At 32.6% G+C, this 19,317-nt stretch carries 20 protein-coding genes; 10 read left to right on the forward strand and 10 right to left on the reverse strand.

The annotated features are described in order from the left end of the window. From BLS89_RS09190 to BLS89_RS09225, 9 genes are all read left to right on the forward strand, one after another. Positions 1–1,098, forward strand: a 1,098-nt coding sequence (locus BLS89_RS09190; RefSeq protein ID WP_143017759.1) for a T9SS type A sorting domain-containing protein, incomplete at its 5' end; no start/stop codon positions are given. A gap of 15 nt (positions 1,099–1,113) precedes the next feature. Then, complete coding sequence (locus tag BLS89_RS09195; RefSeq protein ID WP_245688972.1) at positions 1,114–2,505, forward strand: PKD domain-containing protein; 1,392 nt, start codon at positions 1,114–1,116, stop codon at positions 2,503–2,505. Positions 2,506–2,508: 3 nt separating this feature from the next. Continuing rightward, entirely contained in the window at positions 2,509–4,266 is a 1,758-nt protein-coding gene (locus BLS89_RS09200; RefSeq protein WP_245688974.1) for a hypothetical protein, read from the forward strand. An 11-nt stretch (positions 4,267–4,277) separates the two neighbouring features. Then, positions 4,278–4,955, forward strand: coding sequence for a PDDEXK nuclease domain-containing protein (locus BLS89_RS09205; protein ID WP_262501489.1), 678 nt, complete (start codon positions 4,278–4,280; stop codon positions 4,953–4,955). 22 nt (positions 4,956–4,977) lie between these two features. Next, positions 4,978–5,253 carry a DUF1016 domain-containing protein gene (locus BLS89_RS11365; RefSeq protein WP_262501490.1) on the forward strand — a complete coding sequence of 92 codons (276 nt, stop codon included), beginning with the start codon at positions 4,978–4,980 and terminating at the stop codon, positions 5,251–5,253. A gap of 183 nt (positions 5,254–5,436) precedes the next feature. After that, positions 5,437–5,646, forward strand: a complete 210-nt coding sequence (locus BLS89_RS09210) for a transcriptional regulator (RefSeq protein WP_092737740.1) — start codon at positions 5,437–5,439, stop codon at positions 5,644–5,646. Beyond that, positions 5,634–5,912, forward strand: coding sequence for a virulence protein (locus BLS89_RS09215; protein ID WP_092737743.1), 279 nt, complete (start codon positions 5,634–5,636; stop codon positions 5,910–5,912). Before BLS89_RS09210 ends, BLS89_RS09215 begins: the two co-directional genes overlap by 13 nt. Positions 5,913–5,938: 26 nt before the next feature. Further along, positions 5,939–6,502: a recombinase family protein gene (locus BLS89_RS09220; RefSeq protein WP_092737745.1), complete on the forward strand. Its 564-nt coding sequence runs from the start codon at positions 5,939–5,941 to the stop codon at positions 6,500–6,502. A gap of 41 nt (positions 6,503–6,543) precedes the next feature. Then, positions 6,544–6,846: a hypothetical protein gene (locus BLS89_RS09225; RefSeq protein WP_092737747.1), complete on the forward strand. Its 303-nt coding sequence runs from the start codon at positions 6,544–6,546 to the stop codon at positions 6,844–6,846. Here BLS89_RS09225 and BLS89_RS09230 read toward each other — a convergent pair. From BLS89_RS09230 to BLS89_RS09275, 10 genes are all read right to left on the reverse strand, one after another. Then, positions 6,843–7,712, reverse strand: coding sequence for a reverse transcriptase family protein (locus BLS89_RS09230; RefSeq protein WP_092737749.1), 870 nt, complete (start codon positions 7,710–7,712; stop codon positions 6,843–6,845). The two genes, BLS89_RS09225 and BLS89_RS09230, sit on opposite strands and share 4 nt — an antisense overlap. After that, on the reverse strand, positions 7,687–7,983 hold the full coding sequence (locus tag BLS89_RS09235) for a helix-turn-helix domain-containing protein (RefSeq protein WP_176763295.1): 297 nt from the start codon (positions 7,981–7,983) through the stop codon (positions 7,687–7,689). The genes BLS89_RS09230 and BLS89_RS09235 overlap by 26 nt, the downstream gene beginning before the upstream one ends. A 54-nt stretch (positions 7,984–8,037) precedes the next feature. Continuing rightward, the gene (locus BLS89_RS09240; RefSeq protein ID WP_092737753.1) at positions 8,038–8,259 is read right to left on the reverse strand and encodes a hypothetical protein; all 222 of its coding nucleotides are present in this window, start codon (positions 8,257–8,259) and stop codon (positions 8,038–8,040) included. Positions 8,260–8,456: 197 nt separating this feature from the next. After that, the gene (locus tag BLS89_RS09245) at positions 8,457–9,047 is read right to left on the reverse strand and encodes a hypothetical protein (protein ID WP_092737755.1); all 591 of its coding nucleotides are present in this window, start codon (positions 9,045–9,047) and stop codon (positions 8,457–8,459) included. A 57-nt stretch (positions 9,048–9,104) separates the two neighbouring features. Beyond that, positions 9,105–9,905 carry a relaxase/mobilization nuclease domain-containing protein gene (locus tag BLS89_RS09250; protein WP_092737757.1) on the reverse strand — a complete coding sequence of 267 codons (801 nt, stop codon included), beginning with the start codon at positions 9,903–9,905 and terminating at the stop codon, positions 9,105–9,107. A gap of 32 nt (positions 9,906–9,937) precedes the next feature. Further along, on the reverse strand, positions 9,938–10,372 hold the full coding sequence (locus BLS89_RS09255; RefSeq protein WP_092737759.1) for a plasmid mobilization protein: 435 nt from the start codon (positions 10,370–10,372) through the stop codon (positions 9,938–9,940). Positions 10,373–11,148: 776 nt separating this feature from the next. After that, the gene (locus BLS89_RS09260; RefSeq protein ID WP_092737761.1) at positions 11,149–12,237 is read right to left on the reverse strand and encodes a hypothetical protein; all 1,089 of its coding nucleotides are present in this window, start codon (positions 12,235–12,237) and stop codon (positions 11,149–11,151) included. A 92-nt stretch (positions 12,238–12,329) separates the two neighbouring features. Continuing rightward, a complete protein-coding gene (locus tag BLS89_RS09265; protein ID WP_092737763.1) occupies positions 12,330–12,875 on the reverse strand; it encodes a hypothetical protein in 546 nt (181 codons plus the stop codon). A gap of 149 nt (positions 12,876–13,024) precedes the next feature. Next, a complete protein-coding gene (locus tag BLS89_RS09270) occupies positions 13,025–13,456 on the reverse strand; it encodes a hypothetical protein (RefSeq protein ID WP_092737765.1) in 432 nt (143 codons plus the stop codon). 3 nt (positions 13,457–13,459) lie between these two features. Next, positions 13,460–14,209, reverse strand: coding sequence for a ParA family protein (locus BLS89_RS09275; protein ID WP_092737767.1), 750 nt, complete (start codon positions 14,207–14,209; stop codon positions 13,460–13,462). A gap of 398 nt (positions 14,210–14,607) precedes the next feature. Between BLS89_RS09275 and BLS89_RS09280 the strand changes: the two genes are divergently transcribed. Next, positions 14,608–19,317 carry a hypothetical protein gene (locus BLS89_RS09280; protein WP_245688976.1) on the forward strand — a complete coding sequence of 1,570 codons (4,710 nt, stop codon included), beginning with the start codon at positions 14,608–14,610 and terminating at the stop codon, positions 19,315–19,317.

The raw sequence follows: 19,317 nt of genomic DNA on the forward strand, positions 1-19,317 counted from the left end.
AAAAATCTACCCGCCGATAAATATACTCTTCTTATTACCGATGGAAAAGGGTGCAATGTCTATGGAAAAACTGAAATAAAACAATCTTCTGAAATTATCATTACAGATATTTCCGTGAAAAATCCTACTTGCTATGGAGCAAATAATGGAGAAATAAAGGTAAGCATCTCTGGTGGTAAACTTCCTTATTCCATTAAATGGTCTAATAATGCTACAACGGAGCATCTGTCTAATATTGGAGCTGGAACCTACACACTTATCATTACCGATGCTAATGGTTGTAGCATATCCAAAAAATATACCCTCTCTCAGCCTGATACCCTTACCATAGATTTAGGGCAAGATATCACGCTATGCTCAGGAGATACTCAATCTTACGATGTAACCATAGATGACCCACTTGCTACTTACCAATGGCTTGACCAAAATGGAAATACCATTAGTACTTCCGCTAAAATAAGTATTTCAAATGCAGGAATATATACTGTTATCATTACCAATGCCAATGGATGCCAAGCTACGGATAACGTGGTGATTAAAAACTCGCTTGATGTTCTCAGCCCTCATTTCTTAGTAAGCACACATTCCTACACAGATAGCAGTGTTATTTTGGTTAATACTTCCGAACCTAAACCTCAGTCTGTGGAATGGATAGTTCCTAATGATAATACCATTCAAGTAGTCAATAAAAATAATGATTATTTAGAATTACAGTTTTCAACACCAGGAAGTTTTACTATCGGACTGAAAGGAAATCAAGGGGAATGTTCTAAAATTTTCTATAAAAATATTATTGTAGAAAATAATAATTCAGGTATCGATACAAAACCAAATAAAGCTTCTAATATTCAGGATTTCAATATACTTCCAAATCCTAATAAAGGAATTTTTGAAGTTTTGGTCAATTTATATCAAGAAAAATCTATAAAAATACGCATACTGGATATGCTATCTCGACCAATTTCAGCAGAGATTGCCAAATCCGCAAACAAAAAATTTGTTATTCCGTACAATATTTCTATCCCTGCTGGAAATTATATCGTAATTTTAGAAGCTGGTGATGAAGTTTTGGTCAAAAGAATGATTGTTCATCAATAAATTGATTTTGATAAAATGAAGAAAACCACGAGTAAATATGCCCACTTTCCATTAAAAACAATGCTTTGGGTACTGAGCATTAGCATTTTTATAATTGCCTTTTTCTCTTCCTGTGCAAGGGAAGAAAGTATTCCCGTGAAAGCAGATTTTTCTATAAAAATAATTAATGAAGATTATTCTGTCCCTGTAAAAGTACAAATCTCTAATGCCTCATCGGGAGCAGATACTTTTCATTGGTCTTTTGAAGGGACATCTGTAAGTAGCTCCACCGAAAGAAATCCTAAACCCATAGTATATCCTACGGCCGGGACTTATAAAATTATCCTCACAGCATCTAATAAAGATGGAAATACAGATACTAAAACCATTGAAATTAAAGTAGATGAAGCAATGAAAGTGGATTTTTCTTGGGAAATGACAGGTAGTGATATTGCTCCTGTTACCCTCCAAATGAAAGATTTATCCTTGGGAGCTACTTCTTATTCTTGGACTTTTGATGGCGGAATGCCTGCTCATTCTACGGAAAAAAATCCAAAAGTAGTATTCCATTCACAAGGAGAACATACCATTAAACTTACTATACACAACGGAAGAGAAACTTATTCCGTTGAGAAAAAAATAATGGTAAAACCTGCTATGGCCGTAGATTTTGATTGGTCAGTAGATTTCATTGATGAAGATTATCAGGCTCCTGTATTACTTCACCTCAATAATCACTCTACCAATGCTACCTCTTACTCTTGGGCTATGTCGCCTTCTGCAAATGCTTCTTTTTCTTCCACAACGGATATGAATCCTACTCTAAACATCCATAATCCTGGAACTTATACCATATCCCTTACGGCTACTAATGATAAGGAATCTAAAACCATAGAAAAACAAATCATTATAAAACCTAATACTAATCTACTCTCTTTTTCTGATATTAAATTAGGCATCAATACTGCTCATTCTTCCATTGGTTCTTTTTTCTCTTCATCATTAGGAAAAGTGATTACGAAAAATGAGGTCAATAATTCCAATGGGCATCTGATTGATTTTGTATTTTTTGGGCTAAATGATTCCTTTAATTATAACCAATTTTCATCGCCTACCAATCTCCAAAATACGACTTTTAGAGAAATTCCTAATGCTAAACATACAAAAATCATTAGCACACAAGAACTTGTAGGAATACAACTCAACGAGAGTCAGTTTAATAATATTAATCACGGTAACGATTTTAGAAATATTACCATTAATGAATCTTCCAAAGGAAATTCTGTTTTTAATAAAAATACAACGCCAAGAATTATCCTATTCCAAACACAAGACGGAAGAAAAGGAGCCATCAAAATAAAGACTTTTGTATCAGAGGGAACACAATCTTATATCCTCACCGATATTAAAGTTCAAAAACTACCTTAATCTATGGGAAAACTCTATTTTAAAATTTTACTACTCCCTATTTTGTTCATATTTTCTTATCATTTGAAAGCTCAGCAAGATGTGGATTTAGAAAATTTGGGAAAAAGAACCAAGGAAGAACTGAAAAAAAATCCATTCAAAATTAGTGGAGGAATTTCTGCTAATTCTATATTTTATGGCTCTAATGTATATAGCGGCCGTGAGCCTTTTACTTATTTCCTCAATGGTAATCTCAATATTGGATTTTATAAATGGACAATGCCTATTTCTTATAATCTTACCAATCAAGGAAGTAATTTAGGTTATCAAATTCCTTTTAAATTCAATAGGTTAAGCCTTGCCCCAAAATACAAATGGGCAAAGGCTTATATAGGAGATGCCAGTATGTCCTTCTCTCCTTATACTTTCAATGGATTATTATTTTCAGGGGCAGGATTGGAACTGAACCCCAAAATTCCTCTGAAAGTTGCTCTAATGACAGGAAGACTTAATAAAGCGGTGGAAGATGATGGAAACCCAAATACAATGCCCGCCTATAAACGAATGGGATACGGCACGCACCTAAAATGGGAAAAGGAACAATACAAACTCGGGGTTATTGGCTTCTATGCCAAAGATGATATTCATTCCCTAAAAAAATCTCTTGATGAAAGGGGAATTTTACCCCAGGAAAATTTGGTTTTATCCATTAATGGGGCTTTCAAAATTAAAAAAAATATAGAGATTTTCGGAGAATATGCCAACACCGCCATCACTACCAACCAAAGAGCCACAGCCATTGGAGGCGTGAAGGAAGGTATCGCCTCTCACTTGATGAAAACCAATTCTTCTACTGAAAATTATTCTGCTTTCAATACGGGGGCTAATCTTCAACTTAAAAAAGGAATGATTGGCATCAGATATGAAAAAATAGAACCTGGATATAGAACTTTAGGAGCTTATTATTTTAATAATGACCTCGAAAACATTACGCTAAATTCTTATTTTACATTGTTGAAAGATAAACTTTCCTTGTCTTCTAACATCGGTAGGCAAAGGGATAACCTTGATAATAAAAAACTGAAACAAACCAGCAGATGGGTTGGAGCAGTGAATGCCAATCTAAAAGCTTCTGAAAAATTAATGATTTCAGCTTCTTATTCTAATTTTACAATGTTTACCAATAGACAATTAAATCAATTTACGCATATCAACGCTAATCCTCTGCAAATTCAACAACCAAAAGACTCTATTGATTATAAGCAAATTTCACAAAATATGAATGTCAATATCAACTATGCTTTATCAAATTCCAAAGATAAAACTCAAAATATTAACTTCAATTATTCCCTCAATGATATGGTGAATAGAGAAAATGGTATTGTAAGAAAAGGGGGGCTATCGAGGTTTCATAATGCAAATATTAACTATACTATTGGCTTCCCTGAAAAGAAACTTAATATTGGTTCTTCATTCAATTTTACACATACTTATGCGGCTTCACAAATTTCTACAATTTGGGGACCAAGCATTACTGTTTCCAAATCTTTCTTAAAAGAAGATAAACTCAAAACCAATGCTTCGGCTTCCTATAATAGGTCTAATATGCCCAATGCAACCATTAGCGTGGCCAACCTAATGCTGGGAGCCAACTATACGCCTTGGGATAAGCATAATTTCAACCTTACTCTTGTTCAAATGATGAGAAATACTAACCAAAATATCGAAAATCCAAAAGTAAACGAAACAACTTGTACAATAGGGTATAATTATAGTTTTTAATATTGAGAAAAATGAAAACTTTACAGATAAAGTTTAATGATATTATCCATCTTATACAAAAATCTAGAATTAACGCCATTAAGGCGGTTAATAAAGAACTTATCAACTTGTATTGGAATATTGGAGAATACATTAGCATAAAAATAGAACAATCTGAATGGGGGCAAGGAGTTGTATCTGAGCTATCCAATTTTATTCAAAATAATCATCCTGAACTCAAAGGTTTTTCAGATAAAAATCTTTGGAGAATGAAACAATTTTATGAAACTTATAAAGACTTTCCAAAACTCTCGACACTGTTGAGAGAAATTAGTTGGTCGAATAATATCTTAATTTTTTCACGATGTAAAACTTTAGAAGAAAGAGAGTTTTATCTAAAACTTTCCTCAAAAGAAAAGTATAGCTATAGAGAATTGGATAGGCAAATTTCTGCAAGTACTTTTGAAAGGACAATGATTGCAAGCTCCCATTTACCTATTACCCTAAAAGAAAATACGAACATAAAAGGAGTATTCAAAGATTCTTATATATTGGATTTTCTTAATATTTCCGAGCATCACAGTGAATCTGATTTACAGAAAAATCTCGTTCATCAGATGAAAGATTTTATTTTAGAACTTGGAAAAGATTTCCTTTTTATAGGAGAAGAATACAGAATTCAAGTAGGGAATAGCGATTTTTTTCATTGATTTACTATTCTACCACAGGGACTTGCAATGCCTTATCGCATTTGAATTAAAAACGGATAAATTTAGACCTGAACATATTGGACAACTTAATTTCTACTTAGAAGCTCTCGATAGAGATGTGAAAAAAGAAAATGAAAATCCTAGTATCGGTGTACTTATCTGTAAAGACAAAGATACGGAGGTGGTAGAATACACGCTAAGCAGAAGCCTTTCCCCCACTATGGTCGCAGAATATCAAACTAAACTCCCCGATAAAAAAGTTTTACAGAAAAAAATGCAAGATATTTTTGATAAATAATAATCATTTTGAGTATAATATTGTACTTTTTAACGACCATTTCTCGGAACTAAAACAAAAGCACGGATTTTAAATTAAAATCCGTGCTTTTTATCGTTATTTTTAGTAGTTTTGTATATTCTAATTTTTGGGAACTTTAATATTATTCCAAAATTAAAGATTAACTTTGTGAAAATATTTTTTATGAAATCAAAATATAAAGTGGGGGATAGAGTCTTAGTATCCCCACAAATTACAGGCGAAAAAGATTGGATAGAAGCTACTGTTTTTGAAATAGAAAAGAATCCATTTGTTGGGATAGTTGTAAATGTTAAAACAGACAATGGAATTATTTTCTTTGAAAAAGAAGATATGTTTAAAGTTTTAAATCAACAAGTATTATGTACGCAATAGCATTTGATTTGGTTATTTCTGATTTGAAAAAACATTATGGAGAGCCTTATCACAATGCCTATTCAGAGATAAAGAAAATTTTATTACAACATAAATTTTATTGGATACAAGGAAGCACTTATGCCACCGACGGAGATTTATCTATCTTATTTTCAGCTATTGAAAACCTAAAAAGTATTGATTGGTTCTGTAAGTCGGTAAGAGATATTAGAGCTTTTAAAATTGAAGACTATTCTGATTTTACAAGTAAATTTAAAGAAAAATAAATATTCTTACCTCTTAATTTCAAACAATGATTTTCGGTTATGCAAGGGTTTCTACTTCGGAACAAAATATTCAGACACAGGTAGATTTACTCCAAAACTTTGGTTGCGAAAAAATCTACACCGATGTAGCCAGTGGCGTTCGTGAGGACAGAAAAGGGCTTAATGAAATGCTCTCTTTCCTTCGTGAAGGCGACGTAGTCGTAGTCTATAAAACCGACAGGATTTTCCGTTCCCTAAAAAATATGGTAGAACTTATTGATTTGTTTAATCAAAAAGGTGTGTTGTTCAAGAGTATTTCAGAACCTGCTTTTGATACCACTTCGGCGAATGGGAAGTTCATTATTCAAATCTTTGGGGCAGTAGCGGAATTCGAACGAAATCTCATCTCAGAGAGAACCAAAATTGGCTTGGAGGGAGCGAGGCGAAGAAATAAGCACTTGGGCAGACCCAAAGGCGCTGCCAAAGAAACTTTGGAAAAATACCAATTCGCTCTACACCTTTACCAAAATAAAAATATTCCGATTGATAAGGCTTGCAAACAGGCTGGGATTAGTAAAACCACTTTTTATAGAGTGGAGAAGGATAAGTAATTAGTAAAAAGATTAATTGTATTATTAATTATTTAAAATAAATGATAGAACTCCGCAGAAAAAGACAGCAAAAAAGAAGAAAAGGAATTAGTAAAATATTGATTACATTTGGTTGGAAATGGAACCAAATAGAGATTACTTTATTCTCTTATAGCAATAATACTATCTATAAAAATTACTATTTTGACTACATCCCTGAACTCCACGAACATCTACTATATAAAAAAGGAACGATGAAAGAAAAACGCAGAGTATTCAGTGAGGAGATTGATTATATCCTTAACTATCCAAGAACACCTGTAAATAATGACTATGATTTTGATTACGAAAAATATAGCCCTTAAGAGGCTATACTTTTCATTTTATTATAGTTTACCCTATCTATATTTTCTTTATATCTTGTATATGGTTTAGGGCTTTCTTGTGGCAATAATTTCTCAAATTCTACTTTATCAAGTATTGGTTTAGGAGCAATCATTCTACTTGGATTAAGTTGAATTCCCGTCGTTATTTGCTTTCCTTGATATTTTGTTTTTCTCCAATTTATTCTGAATTTACTTTGATGAATGATTTCCAAAATATGTGCTATTTTATCTCCAAAATCAACTTGCGAAGAAAATGTCAAATCATCTACAAATCTTGTGTATTTTATATTATTTTTCTCGCAAAATTCTATCAACTTATAATCTGTTTCAAGAAAAACAAGATTAGCAATATAAGTACTTGTTCTTATACCTTGTGGAACTTCCCCTTTCCAAGTTGAAAACCTTGTGATATAATGTGTAGTTAATTTATTAAATCCGAAGTTTAATAACGTTTCATATACTCTCCCTACTTTAATTGAGGGAAAAAAGTTCTCTAAATCAGTAGTAAAAATATACCTGTTTCCTTTATGAAACCTTGCATTAGTAATATTACTTTCCCCTTTAATTCCTCCTTTAATATTATTTGGTAATTTTATATCCTTTAATATTCTATTTGAAATTCTGCCTTGTATTTCCTTTATAATGCCTTTGGATTCTCTTACTATTCTCAATTTTATATTACCATTTTTATCTTTCTTTGGCAATCCTGTTTCTTTATCTAATTTTACTTTGCTCCACTCCCTATAATAACCATCAAGATTTTCTACCAATTTATCTAAATCTTTTTGAGGCTTTCCAACAATAGATGGAAAGTGCATTTTATTTATCTGAGGTAAAGAATTCATTGATTAAAGATTTTACAGAGGGACTAACAATTTCAAAGGCTTTGCGTTTTTCTTGGGGAATATCTTCTTCATTCAAAGACAGAAAAAATAATATTGGCAAAGGAATATCTAAATTTTTACTAATCTCTTTTAGAGTAGATAAATTCGGTTCTTTTTGATTATTTTCTATCTGAGAAAGATAGGTTTGGGTTATTCCGCAACTTTGGGCAAACTCCGTTTGGTTTTGCCCCTTGCGTTTTCTAATATTTTTTATAATTGAGCCTAAATCCATAATGAAAAAAAATTTAAAGTGGGCTCGGATTAATAAATAACTGACTTTCATATTCTACACAATTAAGAATTGATTAATTAAATCCACAATACCCGCCACTTCCAGCTGATAGTGTTTGTTAGTCAGTCCTTTTTTTCTTCGTAAATCATTCAGTTTTGCAATCGCATCACTTAATAAACTTACTTCGTTTTCCGAAAGAGAACATTGGCTCTTTGAGATGGTTTCTAACACATTAATTAAACCATCGATGTTTTGTTGTCTTTTTAATCTAGACATAATATAATTATTAAAGTTATTGGGCAATATTACCCTGCTTTAATAAAAGCACATCGCTGGGTTTCGTTTTTATATTATCTTTTTGGCAAAAAAACGAAATATATTATTCCTCAATCATAAAAATATTATTCAATATGAACGAATAAAAACTATCTTTAAAATTAAAGCTAGTTTTTCCAATATCTATCTAAACAATATTATTTTCCTCTCATTTTCCACCCAAGTTCAAAATCATCTAGACTCTTGCTATCTTTCGGATTAAGTTTTCTCCATTCTCGCAGTATCATTAACTGCCTATTGGCTTCTTGAACTTCTTCTCTTGGTAGTATTACTTGCCCATCTTCTTTCAACTCAATAATTACTCTTTCCTTTGTAGAAATGGATTTTTTATAAAAATTACTAGCCATTACACTCGTAACAGAAGCAATAATCAACGATACTCCCATTATCGCTAAAGGAATATACCAATACCCCCTAAGAAAACGATTAAAATCGGTGATTTCCTTCATTTGAATCTTATCAATAGACACGGATACATTAGATTTTTCTGCTATTTCCTGTTTAAAATTATCCAAAAAAGAAAGATACTTTTTATCCATTTCGGATGAAACCTTATCTAGCTCTTTCTTAAATCTTTGTAGCTCATTATCTACATCAATAGTTTCTCTCTTTCCTAAATATTCTACTTCCCTCTTTAATGCCGATGTTTCCAAATGGATATTTCTTAGATTTTCTGAAATATCTCCTAATATCACTTGGATAGGGTTCTGTGGTTTTGGTTCTTCCATTTTTTATGTCGATTTATTATTTTTTTTATGCTTTTAATATTTCATTATTATGAAAAATCATCTTCTCATTCTAATAGTTCTCTCTTCATTAGTTTCTACATTCAAACGATTTAATTTCAAATGTTTATCCAAATCTAATATCTTTAATTTTCTATTGATTTCCGATAGTTTATACCCTTTTTTACTGATTTTTTCTATCTCACTTTCACTCCCATTATGCCCCAGTTCTGAAATGGGAATAATCCTCGCTCCATTGAGTGAACCATCACTCTTGTAAGATAATTCTAAATGATAATCTCTTTCCATCATTTTTCGCTTTACTTTTTCCCAATCATCACTCTCTCGGATGCAGGAAAGGAGACTTTGCTCTATATTCTTTTTCTTTTCAGAAGAGATTTCTTGTGCAGTACGCCAACCTTTTTCTTTGGCTATTTTAGTAGCCACTTGACCTGAACGCTCCCCTATTTTATAATTTTCAATACTGCACACGCCTCGCATATTCACTCTACAAACTATCATATGGATATGAATATCATCTGTATTTCTATGAGCAATAGCATACCATTTGTTGTCTGAATATCCCATCTTATCAGCATAGTTTTGGGCTAATTCTCTAAGTCCCTCTTCTGTGATAAAACTCCCTACTTCTTTGGAAGGGCTAATTACATTTTCTATAAAGGGTTTTTCTAATCGGCTTCCTGTGTATAAATCTGCGGTCGCTCGGAGTTCTTCATATCGCTCCTTCCAGTTTTCTCCTATCATATCATTTTGAAAGAGAAATAAAGAATCTTTTTCTTCAAGTTCTTTATACCTTGCTCCTGCTTTACTCCCTTTTACTGCTTTGGCTTTTGCTATCATTTTTAATTTTCAGTCACTTTTATGTAAAGACTTTACTTTAAGTTTTTCTTGATAATAGAGGATACTTTCTTTATCTCATCGATAACTTCTCGCTTTTCTTCAACACTCCAAATTTTCTTTTGAAAATAATTGGCTATCCTTTTAAAGTGAATTTGTGCCTTGATTAATTCATTATTCCGAACAGGATCTGGTAAGGGAATTTCTAAGGCACTCCTACGCAAAAACTCGGAAACGCTAAGTCCTACTTCCTTCGATTTTTGTTCTATTTTGAGATATTCATCTTCGCGTAAACGAAGGTTTTTTTGAACATTACGAACCCCCTTAGGGGCTGGGCGACCGCCTAGCTTGCCCCAATGTTTTCGCTTCTCGGCGAGTTCTCGTTTTTGCTTTTCTTCCAAGAACTTACGCTCGAAGTCTTCTAAATCGGTATCGGAGATGTGGGACAAATCCCAATTAAAATCTATCATAGATTGAACAGCTTTTTTCGTTGTCAGCGACCTTAGGAGATGACCAAGAAGTTGGAAAATATACGAAATATAGATATGAAATATTAAGGTTTTGTATATCTTTACTTACTTCTTAACCTAAAAATAATTCCCTTCTATCATAGAACGAAATTTCTACTTATTTTATTGTGCAAAATATAAAAAATTTACCTAACCTAATTTAATAAATCTTTTACATAAAAAAATATAGATTATGAGTTGTTTAATATATTAAAAATAAAGTGTGATTTTTTGGTATTACAGTAGTTAAAAAAATGCTTATATTTAAGTTATATAAAATACCATACACTATATACTATAAATAATTTAAGTTCCATTTCTTGGACTTTTTGTTTTTGTTTATTAACTTTATTTTCCTTTTAAATATAAAAACTTTTTAATTCTTTTTAATATACTTTTAAAGAGCTATGTAAAATACTGAAATTAAAAAAAATATGCTATTTTTAGGGGGAGTGGAATTCCGAAAGTGAGGGGAGTGGAATTCCGAAAATGAGGGGAGCGGAATTCCGAAAAACACCCTTTTTCAGGGGGAGTGGAATTCCGAAAATAGTATGCAAAAATCCTCTCCTTCTCAATAAGGGGAGTGGAATTCCGAAAAAATACTCTATTCAGGGGAGTGGAATTCCGAAAATGATTTTAAAACACCCATTTTTTTAACGTTTTTTTAACAAAAGAGAGTGGAATTCCGAAAGTGAGGGGAGTGGAATTCCGAAAGTGAGGGGAGTGGAATTCCGAAATTATATAATTCTAGGATAACTATTAGGTAATATTTCTCCTGTTTTACTCTTCCTATATACAAGGATAATATATTCCTGAAAAATTTTCAGAAACTCCTGTCCTTTATACCCATCTGATTTCCTCCCTTGTTTTCTATTATCACTCACAAAAATTTTATACGCATTTTCTATCCATTCTCGGTTATTATAATTACTTTTATAATGGTACTCTAAACTTTCCATTTCTTCATCGGTGAGTTGATGTCTTCTTTTAAAATATCTCAGCCTTTGGCGTACTAAAATGGTATCTTGTGTCTCCTCTGTAATGGTCTCATCGGATATTTTTTTAGTAGCATATGACTTTATGTGAATTTTATCTCCTGAAATGCTATAATTAAAAGAAATCATACTAAACTTATCCAAATTTTGTCTCACAGGTTTTAAAAACTTACCGCAAAAATCTTTTGCCGTAGAATAATTTACACCAAATTTTTCATTAAATGTACTTAGTTTTAATGTTGTTCCCTCATAAGGGATTTTTGCGAGCCAAATAGCAAAAATGATGTGTTTGTTATTTTTTACATTATATACCAAATTGTATAATGTAGAATTATATTCAGGGATAACTATCAATTTTTTCAGCCAATAACTACTGATTAAGAAAGATGTATATCCTCTCTCGTCATAAGTAGGAGCCGTGATAAGCCCTCCATAGGTTTTTATTTCCTTTCCTTTTGAATTAGTAGAGGTATACCACCCCATTTTAAATTTCGTGAGAAATTCAATGGCTTGAATGACCTGCTTGGAACTTCCGCTGGGAGAAATAAGAGAGTTTTTGATTTTCATTGAAGCAAAAGTATTATGCTCGGTCTCGAATTCATCTTCAAAAAGCGAAAGTTGTTGTGGTTTATCCTGTGGGCGTAATTGTTCGTTTCTCAAATCTGCCACAATATTGAAAATAATCCTTAGGGCGTTGATAGGAATATCCACCGCCTTATTTCCTTCAAATAAAAATTCATCTACAAAACTATTCCCAAAACGAATAATTTCTGCTTTTGAAAGATTTTTAAACTCTTTTCTAATGATTTTTCTTGTGTCTATTTTACTCATAAACCTTTTTTCTATATATTTGCATTGCAAGAAATGGAAGTTATACTTCTCAAAGGCCTTTTATTTTCTTTTATGGAAAATATTAGGCTTTTTTATGGAAAATTAAGCTCTGGAAACTCTTCTGCTCTTCCTTCAATTTCTTTAATTTGTTTATCAAAAAGAATCTTACCTAAACGAATATCCTCTTTATCCAATTGATGATGATTTGTAAGATAATATTGATATAAATCCTCTCTGCCTTTCTCTATCATTATTTCCAGCATTTTCTTTGGAATAACGATATGATTTTCGGCTACATTTTCTATTTGGGATTTGGCAACGAAAAGATTTCTTACAATATCATACCCATTTCTGATGTAGGTAATTGGGATAAAATATCCCGTGCCTTTCTCATTACAAATGGGTTTTAAATACAATCTTATCAATTCTATTTTTATTGGCTCTAAGGAGTTTCTATAATATCCAACAATTTCCTTTGTAGATTTTCTTCTCACTTTATAATAAAGCCATCTCTGTTCTCCTGAAAATTTTTCATTCAAAAACCTATGGAACTTATACAATCCCGTATTGATATTATGATAAACCACCACTTGTCCAGTGCTGAGTTTTACCGCTGCTTCATAAGTTTTTGTTGCCATTATTTTATTTATTTCATATAAAGTATATTACCTTATTTAACTTATATAAACTTTAAAATTATATAAATTATAAATTTTACATTACCATATATACTTATTATAAAAATTCAAATTATATAAAATACTATACTTTATATAATATTTATACTTTAAAACTTGTCTTTGTATTTTTCTTTTAAACCATTGACCAATTCAGAGAAAAGCTCCATTTGAGAATACTCCAAATTTCCCTTACCAAATATCGTATTAAAGTGATAATTTTTCAAATACTCCACTTGTGGTTCTGAAAGATAAGTAGAGGTCACTTTTACATCATTAGGACTATCTCTTCTCCCTGGTCTGTATCTTATGTTGGTCTTTCTTGGTTTTATTTCTCCGTGTTTTTCCATCAGTAATTGAACAGCTTCACTAATGGCTTTGGAATTATTATACTCCAAATTTTCATTCTTCACAATTTCATATTTTACCAATTCTTTGAGCCATTCCCAGTCCTTCACATAAATTCTAAAACCATACTTTATCATTTTTGTTTTCTCAATTTTTGGAGTATCCAAAATATCAAGTTGAAAAACATTATCCATATTTTATTTCTCTATTTTGTTTAAAATTTCTCTTACTAAATTTTTATAATCCTCACTTGCCCTTGAATTCGGTGCCACTTGAAAAATCGTTTTTCCTTCTTTTTTAGCATATTCTACATTGACATCTTGACGAATAAAAGTCTCCAAAAAATATTGCCCCGCCTGTTTTTTTGCCAAGTCGCTATACTCTTTAAAATTTTTGGTATTGGTCAAAACTTTATTGAAGAAAAAACCTAAAAATTTCAGTTTAGGATTATGGTTATCTATAATTCTTTTCACCGATGGCAAAAGTTCATTAATTCCTTCAATGGAATATTCTTCGGCCTCAATAGGGGAAAGAATATAATCCGATGCACATAATGCAATTTCTCCCAAGCCAATTTTACCGCTGAGTGGGCGAGGAGGACAATCAATAATAATAAAATCCAGCGTCATCTTAGAAGCCAAAATATCTATCATCTCTTTTAGGTCAAACCTCTTATATATACTTTCCTCTATATTTCTATCTCCCGCGAGAATAAGCAAATTTTCACCCTTTTGAGTCAATCTAAAATTTCCTGTTTTCTCAATAAAATTTTTAACCGTATAAGGGAAATCTTTCGGAATTTTATACCCAAGAGACAAATTCCTCTGAGCATCAAAATCTATAATCAGAGTTCGTTTGCCCATTTCACTAAAAGTAGCCCCTAAATGAATAGATGTCGTAGTCTTACCAACCCCTCCTTTTTCCGTAATAACCGAAATTACTTTCATAAAAGTTATATATTTTACACAGGGCAAATATAATAATTATTTACAATATATAAAATAATATACTACAAATATTGTTTTTAATACAAAAACTACAAAAAGTTTATAACAAGAATTTTGTCAAAAATTCTTGTTATTAAATCTTTACTTAAAATTATACATTATTTACAACAAAAAACCTAGTTCATTCTCACATTAAAAACAATAAATCATTGATTAACAACAGAATAATTTATAAAAATTCTTTATTTTTATCATAGAATATGGATTTATCCTCCGACTGCCTTACCAGTTTCTCCAATTGCAGTGTTTTATTTTTAGTGATATATGAATGTATTTTTACTATATGTCCTTCTATTTTTTTACTTTAATGTATTCAATTTCAATAAAATATTTTACTTTTGCGTAAATCATTTAGATTCTATATGCTTAAAAATCTATTCTCTCTTATATTCATATTTTTTGCTTATTCAGCCTACGCTTACAACACTGATATATTTTCCGATATTAATGTAATCAACTCTTCTGAAACTGACAAAGAAACAGGTAAAGCCATTGGAGCGTTTGATTTGCTGGATAAAACAAATAATCTTACCAATAGAATTAATCCTAATGAACTGACCCAACTTCCTATCGGAATTGTAGAAAATAAGTCCAATGTACAGTATGGGTTAGTGGTTACAAAAGTCAAATTCACTCCCGAGTATGCTCTGATTAATGTCTATGCCAGAATTGTCACTCCACAAGCAGGAGCTGAGGGAGGAAAAAAAACACTGTATTTTGGTGCAGAAAATATCAAACTTTCCTACAATGGACAGATTATAGGAGATGCTAAATTATCTTTATTGGGGAATATTCATATCCCTTTTAATTCTAATAAATGGCTTCTCACATTAGAAGGTGGAACCATCAATAAAAGCACTGGTGAAAGCATCAATGATAATACCTATGTAACCATTGACTGTGATGGATTTAAAGAACTTGCCATAAAAGGTAATGTTCAAATTTCAAGAGAGGTTTTACTTCCACTGGATAATAATGGTAAAATTCTCCCCGAAAAAACAGAAAACGGACAAACGAATAGAGTACAGGGTGGTTTTGCTCTAAAAGCCTCGGATTGGAATGATTTATTGGTAAAAGTGGATTTATCGCCTTTTGCCATCACTTCACAAACTCAAAATAAGGATAGAGGCTATTTTTCTTTCTTTGTCAATAATGCCATCCTTGATTTAAGCGACCTAAGAACTGACCCCTCCGTTGTATTTCCAAAAGATTATCATACCTATGGATATCTTATTGGAGGTACAGAATCCTGGCGGGGTCTTTTTGTGCAATCACTTTTTGTTGGCCTCCCTCAGGAATTTAAAACCCAAGACCATATCAATACTCCTGTATCTTTTGAAGGGCAAAATTTACTTATAGACGCCTATGGAGTTTCGGGGCATTTCTCTGCTAATAATATTTTTCCCCTTGAAAAAGGATTAACCAGCACAGAAAATGCGTGGAACTATTCGCTTGATAAAATAGGCATTCAACTTTCTGCTTCTAAAATCGTAGGGGCCAACCTAGAAGGAAGAATTGCTCTCCCTATTCAAAATACCAATTCTAAAAACAATACCTCTAATAGCAATGATGATAATGCTAATGGAACTAATAATCGTAATACGCTTGCTTATAAAGGGTTTATCTCCGAAGAACAGTATCTCATTTCTGTAACCTCTCTCAATGATATTAAATTTGATATTTGGAGTGCCAAAGCAACTATTAAACCTGGCTCTTCTATTGAAATGACCGTTAAAAATAGAGAGTTTTTACCCAAAGCTATTCTTCACGGAGAATTAGCAATTTCTGCTAATGCTTCTGCCAAAGAAAATACAGAAAATGAACCAACCTCAAAAAAACAAGCTGAATTTAGAGGAATTAAATTCGAGGCTCTTACTTTACAGACCAAAGCTCCCTTCATTACCGCTCAATACTTCGGAGTACAGGGAGAACAGAAACTTGCAGGATTTCCTGCCAGTATAAAAAATATCTTTATTGAAGCTAATGAGTCCAGTGCCAACCTCGCTTTTGAAGTAACCGTAGGACTACAAGAACAACGATTTTCTGCCTCTGGGGGAATGAAAATCAATGGAATTATCTCCAACAACCATCGCAGACAAAAATGGGAATACAATGGATTTTCTCTCTCTAAACTTGCTCTAAGAAATGTAGATATTGGCGTTGCAACCGTATCGGGAGAACTCCAACTGATGAAAAACGACCCTCTCTATGGTAATGGCTTTATGGCCAACCTTTCTGCAAAAATAGAGGCTTTGAAAAATGCAGAAATCAAAGTGAATGCTGCTTTTGGATACAGTACTTTTAGATATTGGGGATTTGAAGGTACTGTCGATAATCTTAATATTAAAACTTCTGTTCTTAATATTACTGGATTCACCGGTGGAGCCTTTTATCGTATGATTCCCGATAGGGATATGACGATTAACCCTGCTTTTAAAGATAAAGCTCTGGTTCTTACTCCTGATGAGTCTGTTGGCTTGGCTCTTAGGGCTGGAGTTTATGGGGCTGTTGGAGATAAAAATCTTTCTAACATCGTGGCGGGCTTTAATATCTCTACTAATCCTAATGGTGGTATTGCCAATATCGGATTTATGGGAGAAGCCGTTATTATGAGTGATTTGTCCAAACTCATTCCTTCTAAAAAAATACAAGGCATTCAGGATAAATTCCAACAAATCGTATCCAAACCTAAATTTATTAATGATATCAAAGAACAAACAAGGCTAAAAGGAGTTTTGGATATCAATGATGTTGATCAGCAATATCCTACCGTTGAAAAAATAGATGGAGCTATTTATGGCAAACTGGCAATGAACTATGATTTTAACAATAGTACTTTCCACGCCAATCTTGATGTAAGTATTAATGTGGCTAATAATATCATCACTGGGGTAGGACCTAACGGAAAAGCTGGCTGGGCAGTTCTGCATATTGCTCCTAATGAATGGTATCTCCATATTGGTTCTCCTGAAAAAATGATTGGACTTAAAGTAGGCTTTGGCAAATTCCATCTACAATCCAATAGTTATTTTATGGTAGGGAGTAAAATTCCTGCCAGCCCTCCACCTCCTGCCGAAGTGGCTCAAATATTGGGCGTTCAGCTCAATGATATCGATTATATGAAAGACCTTAATGCCCTAGGAGAGGGGAAAGGTTTTGCCTTCGGGACTCATCTCAAATTTGATACTGGGGATATGACCGCTCTTTTCCTCTATGCGAGATTTCAAGCGGGATTAGGAACCGATATAATGCTCAAAAATTACGGAGAAGCTAAATGTACCAATAGAGGAGGAGACCAAATAGGAATCAATGGTTGGTATGCCAATGGACAGGCATACGCCTATCTACAAGGGGAGTTAGGCATTAAAATAAAACTTTGGATGATAAGAAAGAAAATTCCTATCATCAAAGCAGGCGTAGCTGCTTTACTTCAAGCTAAAGGTCCAAATCCTTATTGGGTAAGAAGCTATCTCGGGGGACACTACAACCTTTTAGGAGGCTTGGTGAAAGGAAGATTCCGTTTTAAAATGGAATTCGGAGAAGAATGTAAATTGGAAAAAGAATCTGTGCTTGGTGGTATGAAAATCATTACCGACCTAACGCCTAAAAAAGACGATACTAATGTAGATGTCTTTGCCATTCCTCAAGCAACATTTGCCGTAAGAGTAAATGAGCCTATCGTAATTCCAGAAGATGATGGAGACCATACTTATAAAGTGGTAGTAGAAAAAATGACCATCATTGATGACCAAGGTAAAGAAATAAAAGGAAATATAGAATACGCTAATTCTAAGGATATTGCTAACTTCATTTCCGAGGATATTCTACCTCCAAATAAAACAATGAAAGCCTTGGTGGAAGTAAGTTTTATGGAAAGAAAAAATGGCATCTATCAAGTTGTAATGGTAGATGGCAAAAAAGCTACCGAAGTAGAAGAAAGATCTTTTACCACAGGCTCAGCTCCTAACCATATTCCGCTTTCTAATATTCAGTATGCTTATCCTGTCGTAGAGCAAGAAAACTTATACCGAAAGGAAACCAATACAGGATATATCAAGCTCAAAAGAGGACAAGATTATTTATTTGATGATACAACTTGGAAGAATTTTATTCAATTCAAACAAGAGAAACATACAAAAAACACCGATTTCTCCTACAATAATGGAGATAATATCGTCAATTTCTCCTTACCTGATTTGGATAAACAAACTCAATATTCTTTCAGTATCATTGCTAAAAATACAAACGCTAATACCAACAATACAGCCTCTGAAAACTCTTCAAAAGAAGATAAAACATTAGCGTCTTCTGGAACCTTGGATTCTCAAAATAATGAGGAGGAAGAAGCAAGCAGCATTTCCTCTGAAAGTCAAAAGAAAATGGCTCAAAATATCTCCAAAGATGGAAGTATTGAAAGGCTTTCGTTCTCTTTCCGAACAAGCAAATACAATACTTTGGGAGACAAAATATCTGCTATGAAATTAAGTCATCTTTGGATTAAACAAAGTTCAGATGTAATCTCTCTCCAAAACGATATGAATGGAGAAGAATATTTTGACATCACAGAACTTATAGGCTCTAAATACACAGATAATAAGCCTCTAATTCAGATTACGGCACTGATGGATGATGAGTTTGCCAATAAATTTAAAAACTTATTCTACAATCAATATCCTATCGATGGACTTACCCTTAATAGAGCAGAAAGAGAAGATGATTTTGCGGGAATTCCTCCTGTAAAAGCGTTCCCTATTTTCTCCTCTTATCTGATGTTCTTGGAAAATGATAAAGGAAATTCCTTATTGAGAAAAACTTTCCCTTATCAGTATGATCTATTCTCCTACTATAAAGCTGATTGGTATGAACTCGTTTCTAAATCGGCTAATAAATACATTAATTCTCCTGCTCAGCAAATACCTTCTAACATTAGAAGGCTCATAGAATCAGATTTTGGATTAATTCCAAAGATGAAATACAGAGCAAAAGCCCAGTACATCCTACCTGGGAATAAATTGGGCTCACAAAAAGAATTTAATTTTGAATTTTAG

It is taken from the genome of Riemerella columbipharyngis (genome assembly GCF_900101995.1).
In the GTDB taxonomy this organism is placed as follows: Bacteria; Bacteroidota; Bacteroidia; order Flavobacteriales; family Weeksellaceae; genus Riemerella; species Riemerella columbipharyngis.

Excerpts from the sequence above, each read along its gene's own strand:
- BLS89_RS09215 (WP_092737743.1), top strand. The coding sequence starts at position 5,634 with ATGTACGCAATAGCATTTGATTTGGTTATTTCTGATTTGAAAAAACAT.
- BLS89_RS09235 (WP_176763295.1), bottom strand. The coding sequence starts at position 7,983 with ATGGATTTAGGCTCAATTATAAAAAATATTAGAAAACGCAAGGGGCAA.
- BLS89_RS09230 (WP_092737749.1), bottom strand. The coding sequence starts at position 7,712 with ATGAATTCTTTACCTCAGATAAATAAAATGCACTTTCCATCTATTGTT.
- BLS89_RS09195 (WP_245688972.1), top strand. The coding sequence starts at position 1,114 with ATGAAGAAAACCACGAGTAAATATGCCCACTTTCCATTAAAAACAATG.
- BLS89_RS09220 (WP_092737745.1), top strand. The coding sequence starts at position 5,939 with ATGATTTTCGGTTATGCAAGGGTTTCTACTTCGGAACAAAATATTCAG.
- BLS89_RS09200 (WP_245688974.1), top strand. The coding sequence starts at position 2,509 with ATGGGAAAACTCTATTTTAAAATTTTACTACTCCCTATTTTGTTCATA.
- BLS89_RS09205 (WP_262501489.1), top strand. The coding sequence starts at position 4,278 with ATGAAAACTTTACAGATAAAGTTTAATGATATTATCCATCTTATACAA.
- BLS89_RS09225 (WP_092737747.1), top strand. The coding sequence starts at position 6,544 with ATGATAGAACTCCGCAGAAAAAGACAGCAAAAAAGAAGAAAAGGAATT.
- BLS89_RS09260 (WP_092737761.1), bottom strand. The coding sequence starts at position 12,237 with ATGAGTAAAATAGACACAAGAAAAATCATTAGAAAAGAGTTTAAAAAT.
- BLS89_RS09275 (WP_092737767.1), bottom strand. The coding sequence starts at position 14,209 with ATGAAAGTAATTTCGGTTATTACGGAAAAAGGAGGGGTTGGTAAGACT.
- BLS89_RS09245 (WP_092737755.1), bottom strand. The coding sequence starts at position 9,047 with ATGGAAGAACCAAAACCACAGAACCCTATCCAAGTGATATTAGGAGAT.
- BLS89_RS09270 (WP_092737765.1), bottom strand. The coding sequence starts at position 13,456 with ATGGATAATGTTTTTCAACTTGATATTTTGGATACTCCAAAAATTGAG.
- BLS89_RS09255 (WP_092737759.1), bottom strand. The coding sequence starts at position 10,372 with ATGATAGATTTTAATTGGGATTTGTCCCACATCTCCGATACCGATTTA.
- BLS89_RS09265 (WP_092737763.1), bottom strand. The coding sequence starts at position 12,875 with ATGGCAACAAAAACTTATGAAGCAGCGGTAAAACTCAGCACTGGACAA.
- BLS89_RS09250 (WP_092737757.1), bottom strand. The coding sequence starts at position 9,905 with ATGATAGCAAAAGCCAAAGCAGTAAAAGGGAGTAAAGCAGGAGCAAGG.
- BLS89_RS09210 (WP_092737740.1), top strand. The coding sequence starts at position 5,437 with ATGAAATCAAAATATAAAGTGGGGGATAGAGTCTTAGTATCCCCACAA.
- BLS89_RS09240 (WP_092737753.1), bottom strand. The coding sequence starts at position 8,259 with ATGTCTAGATTAAAAAGACAACAAAACATCGATGGTTTAATTAATGTG.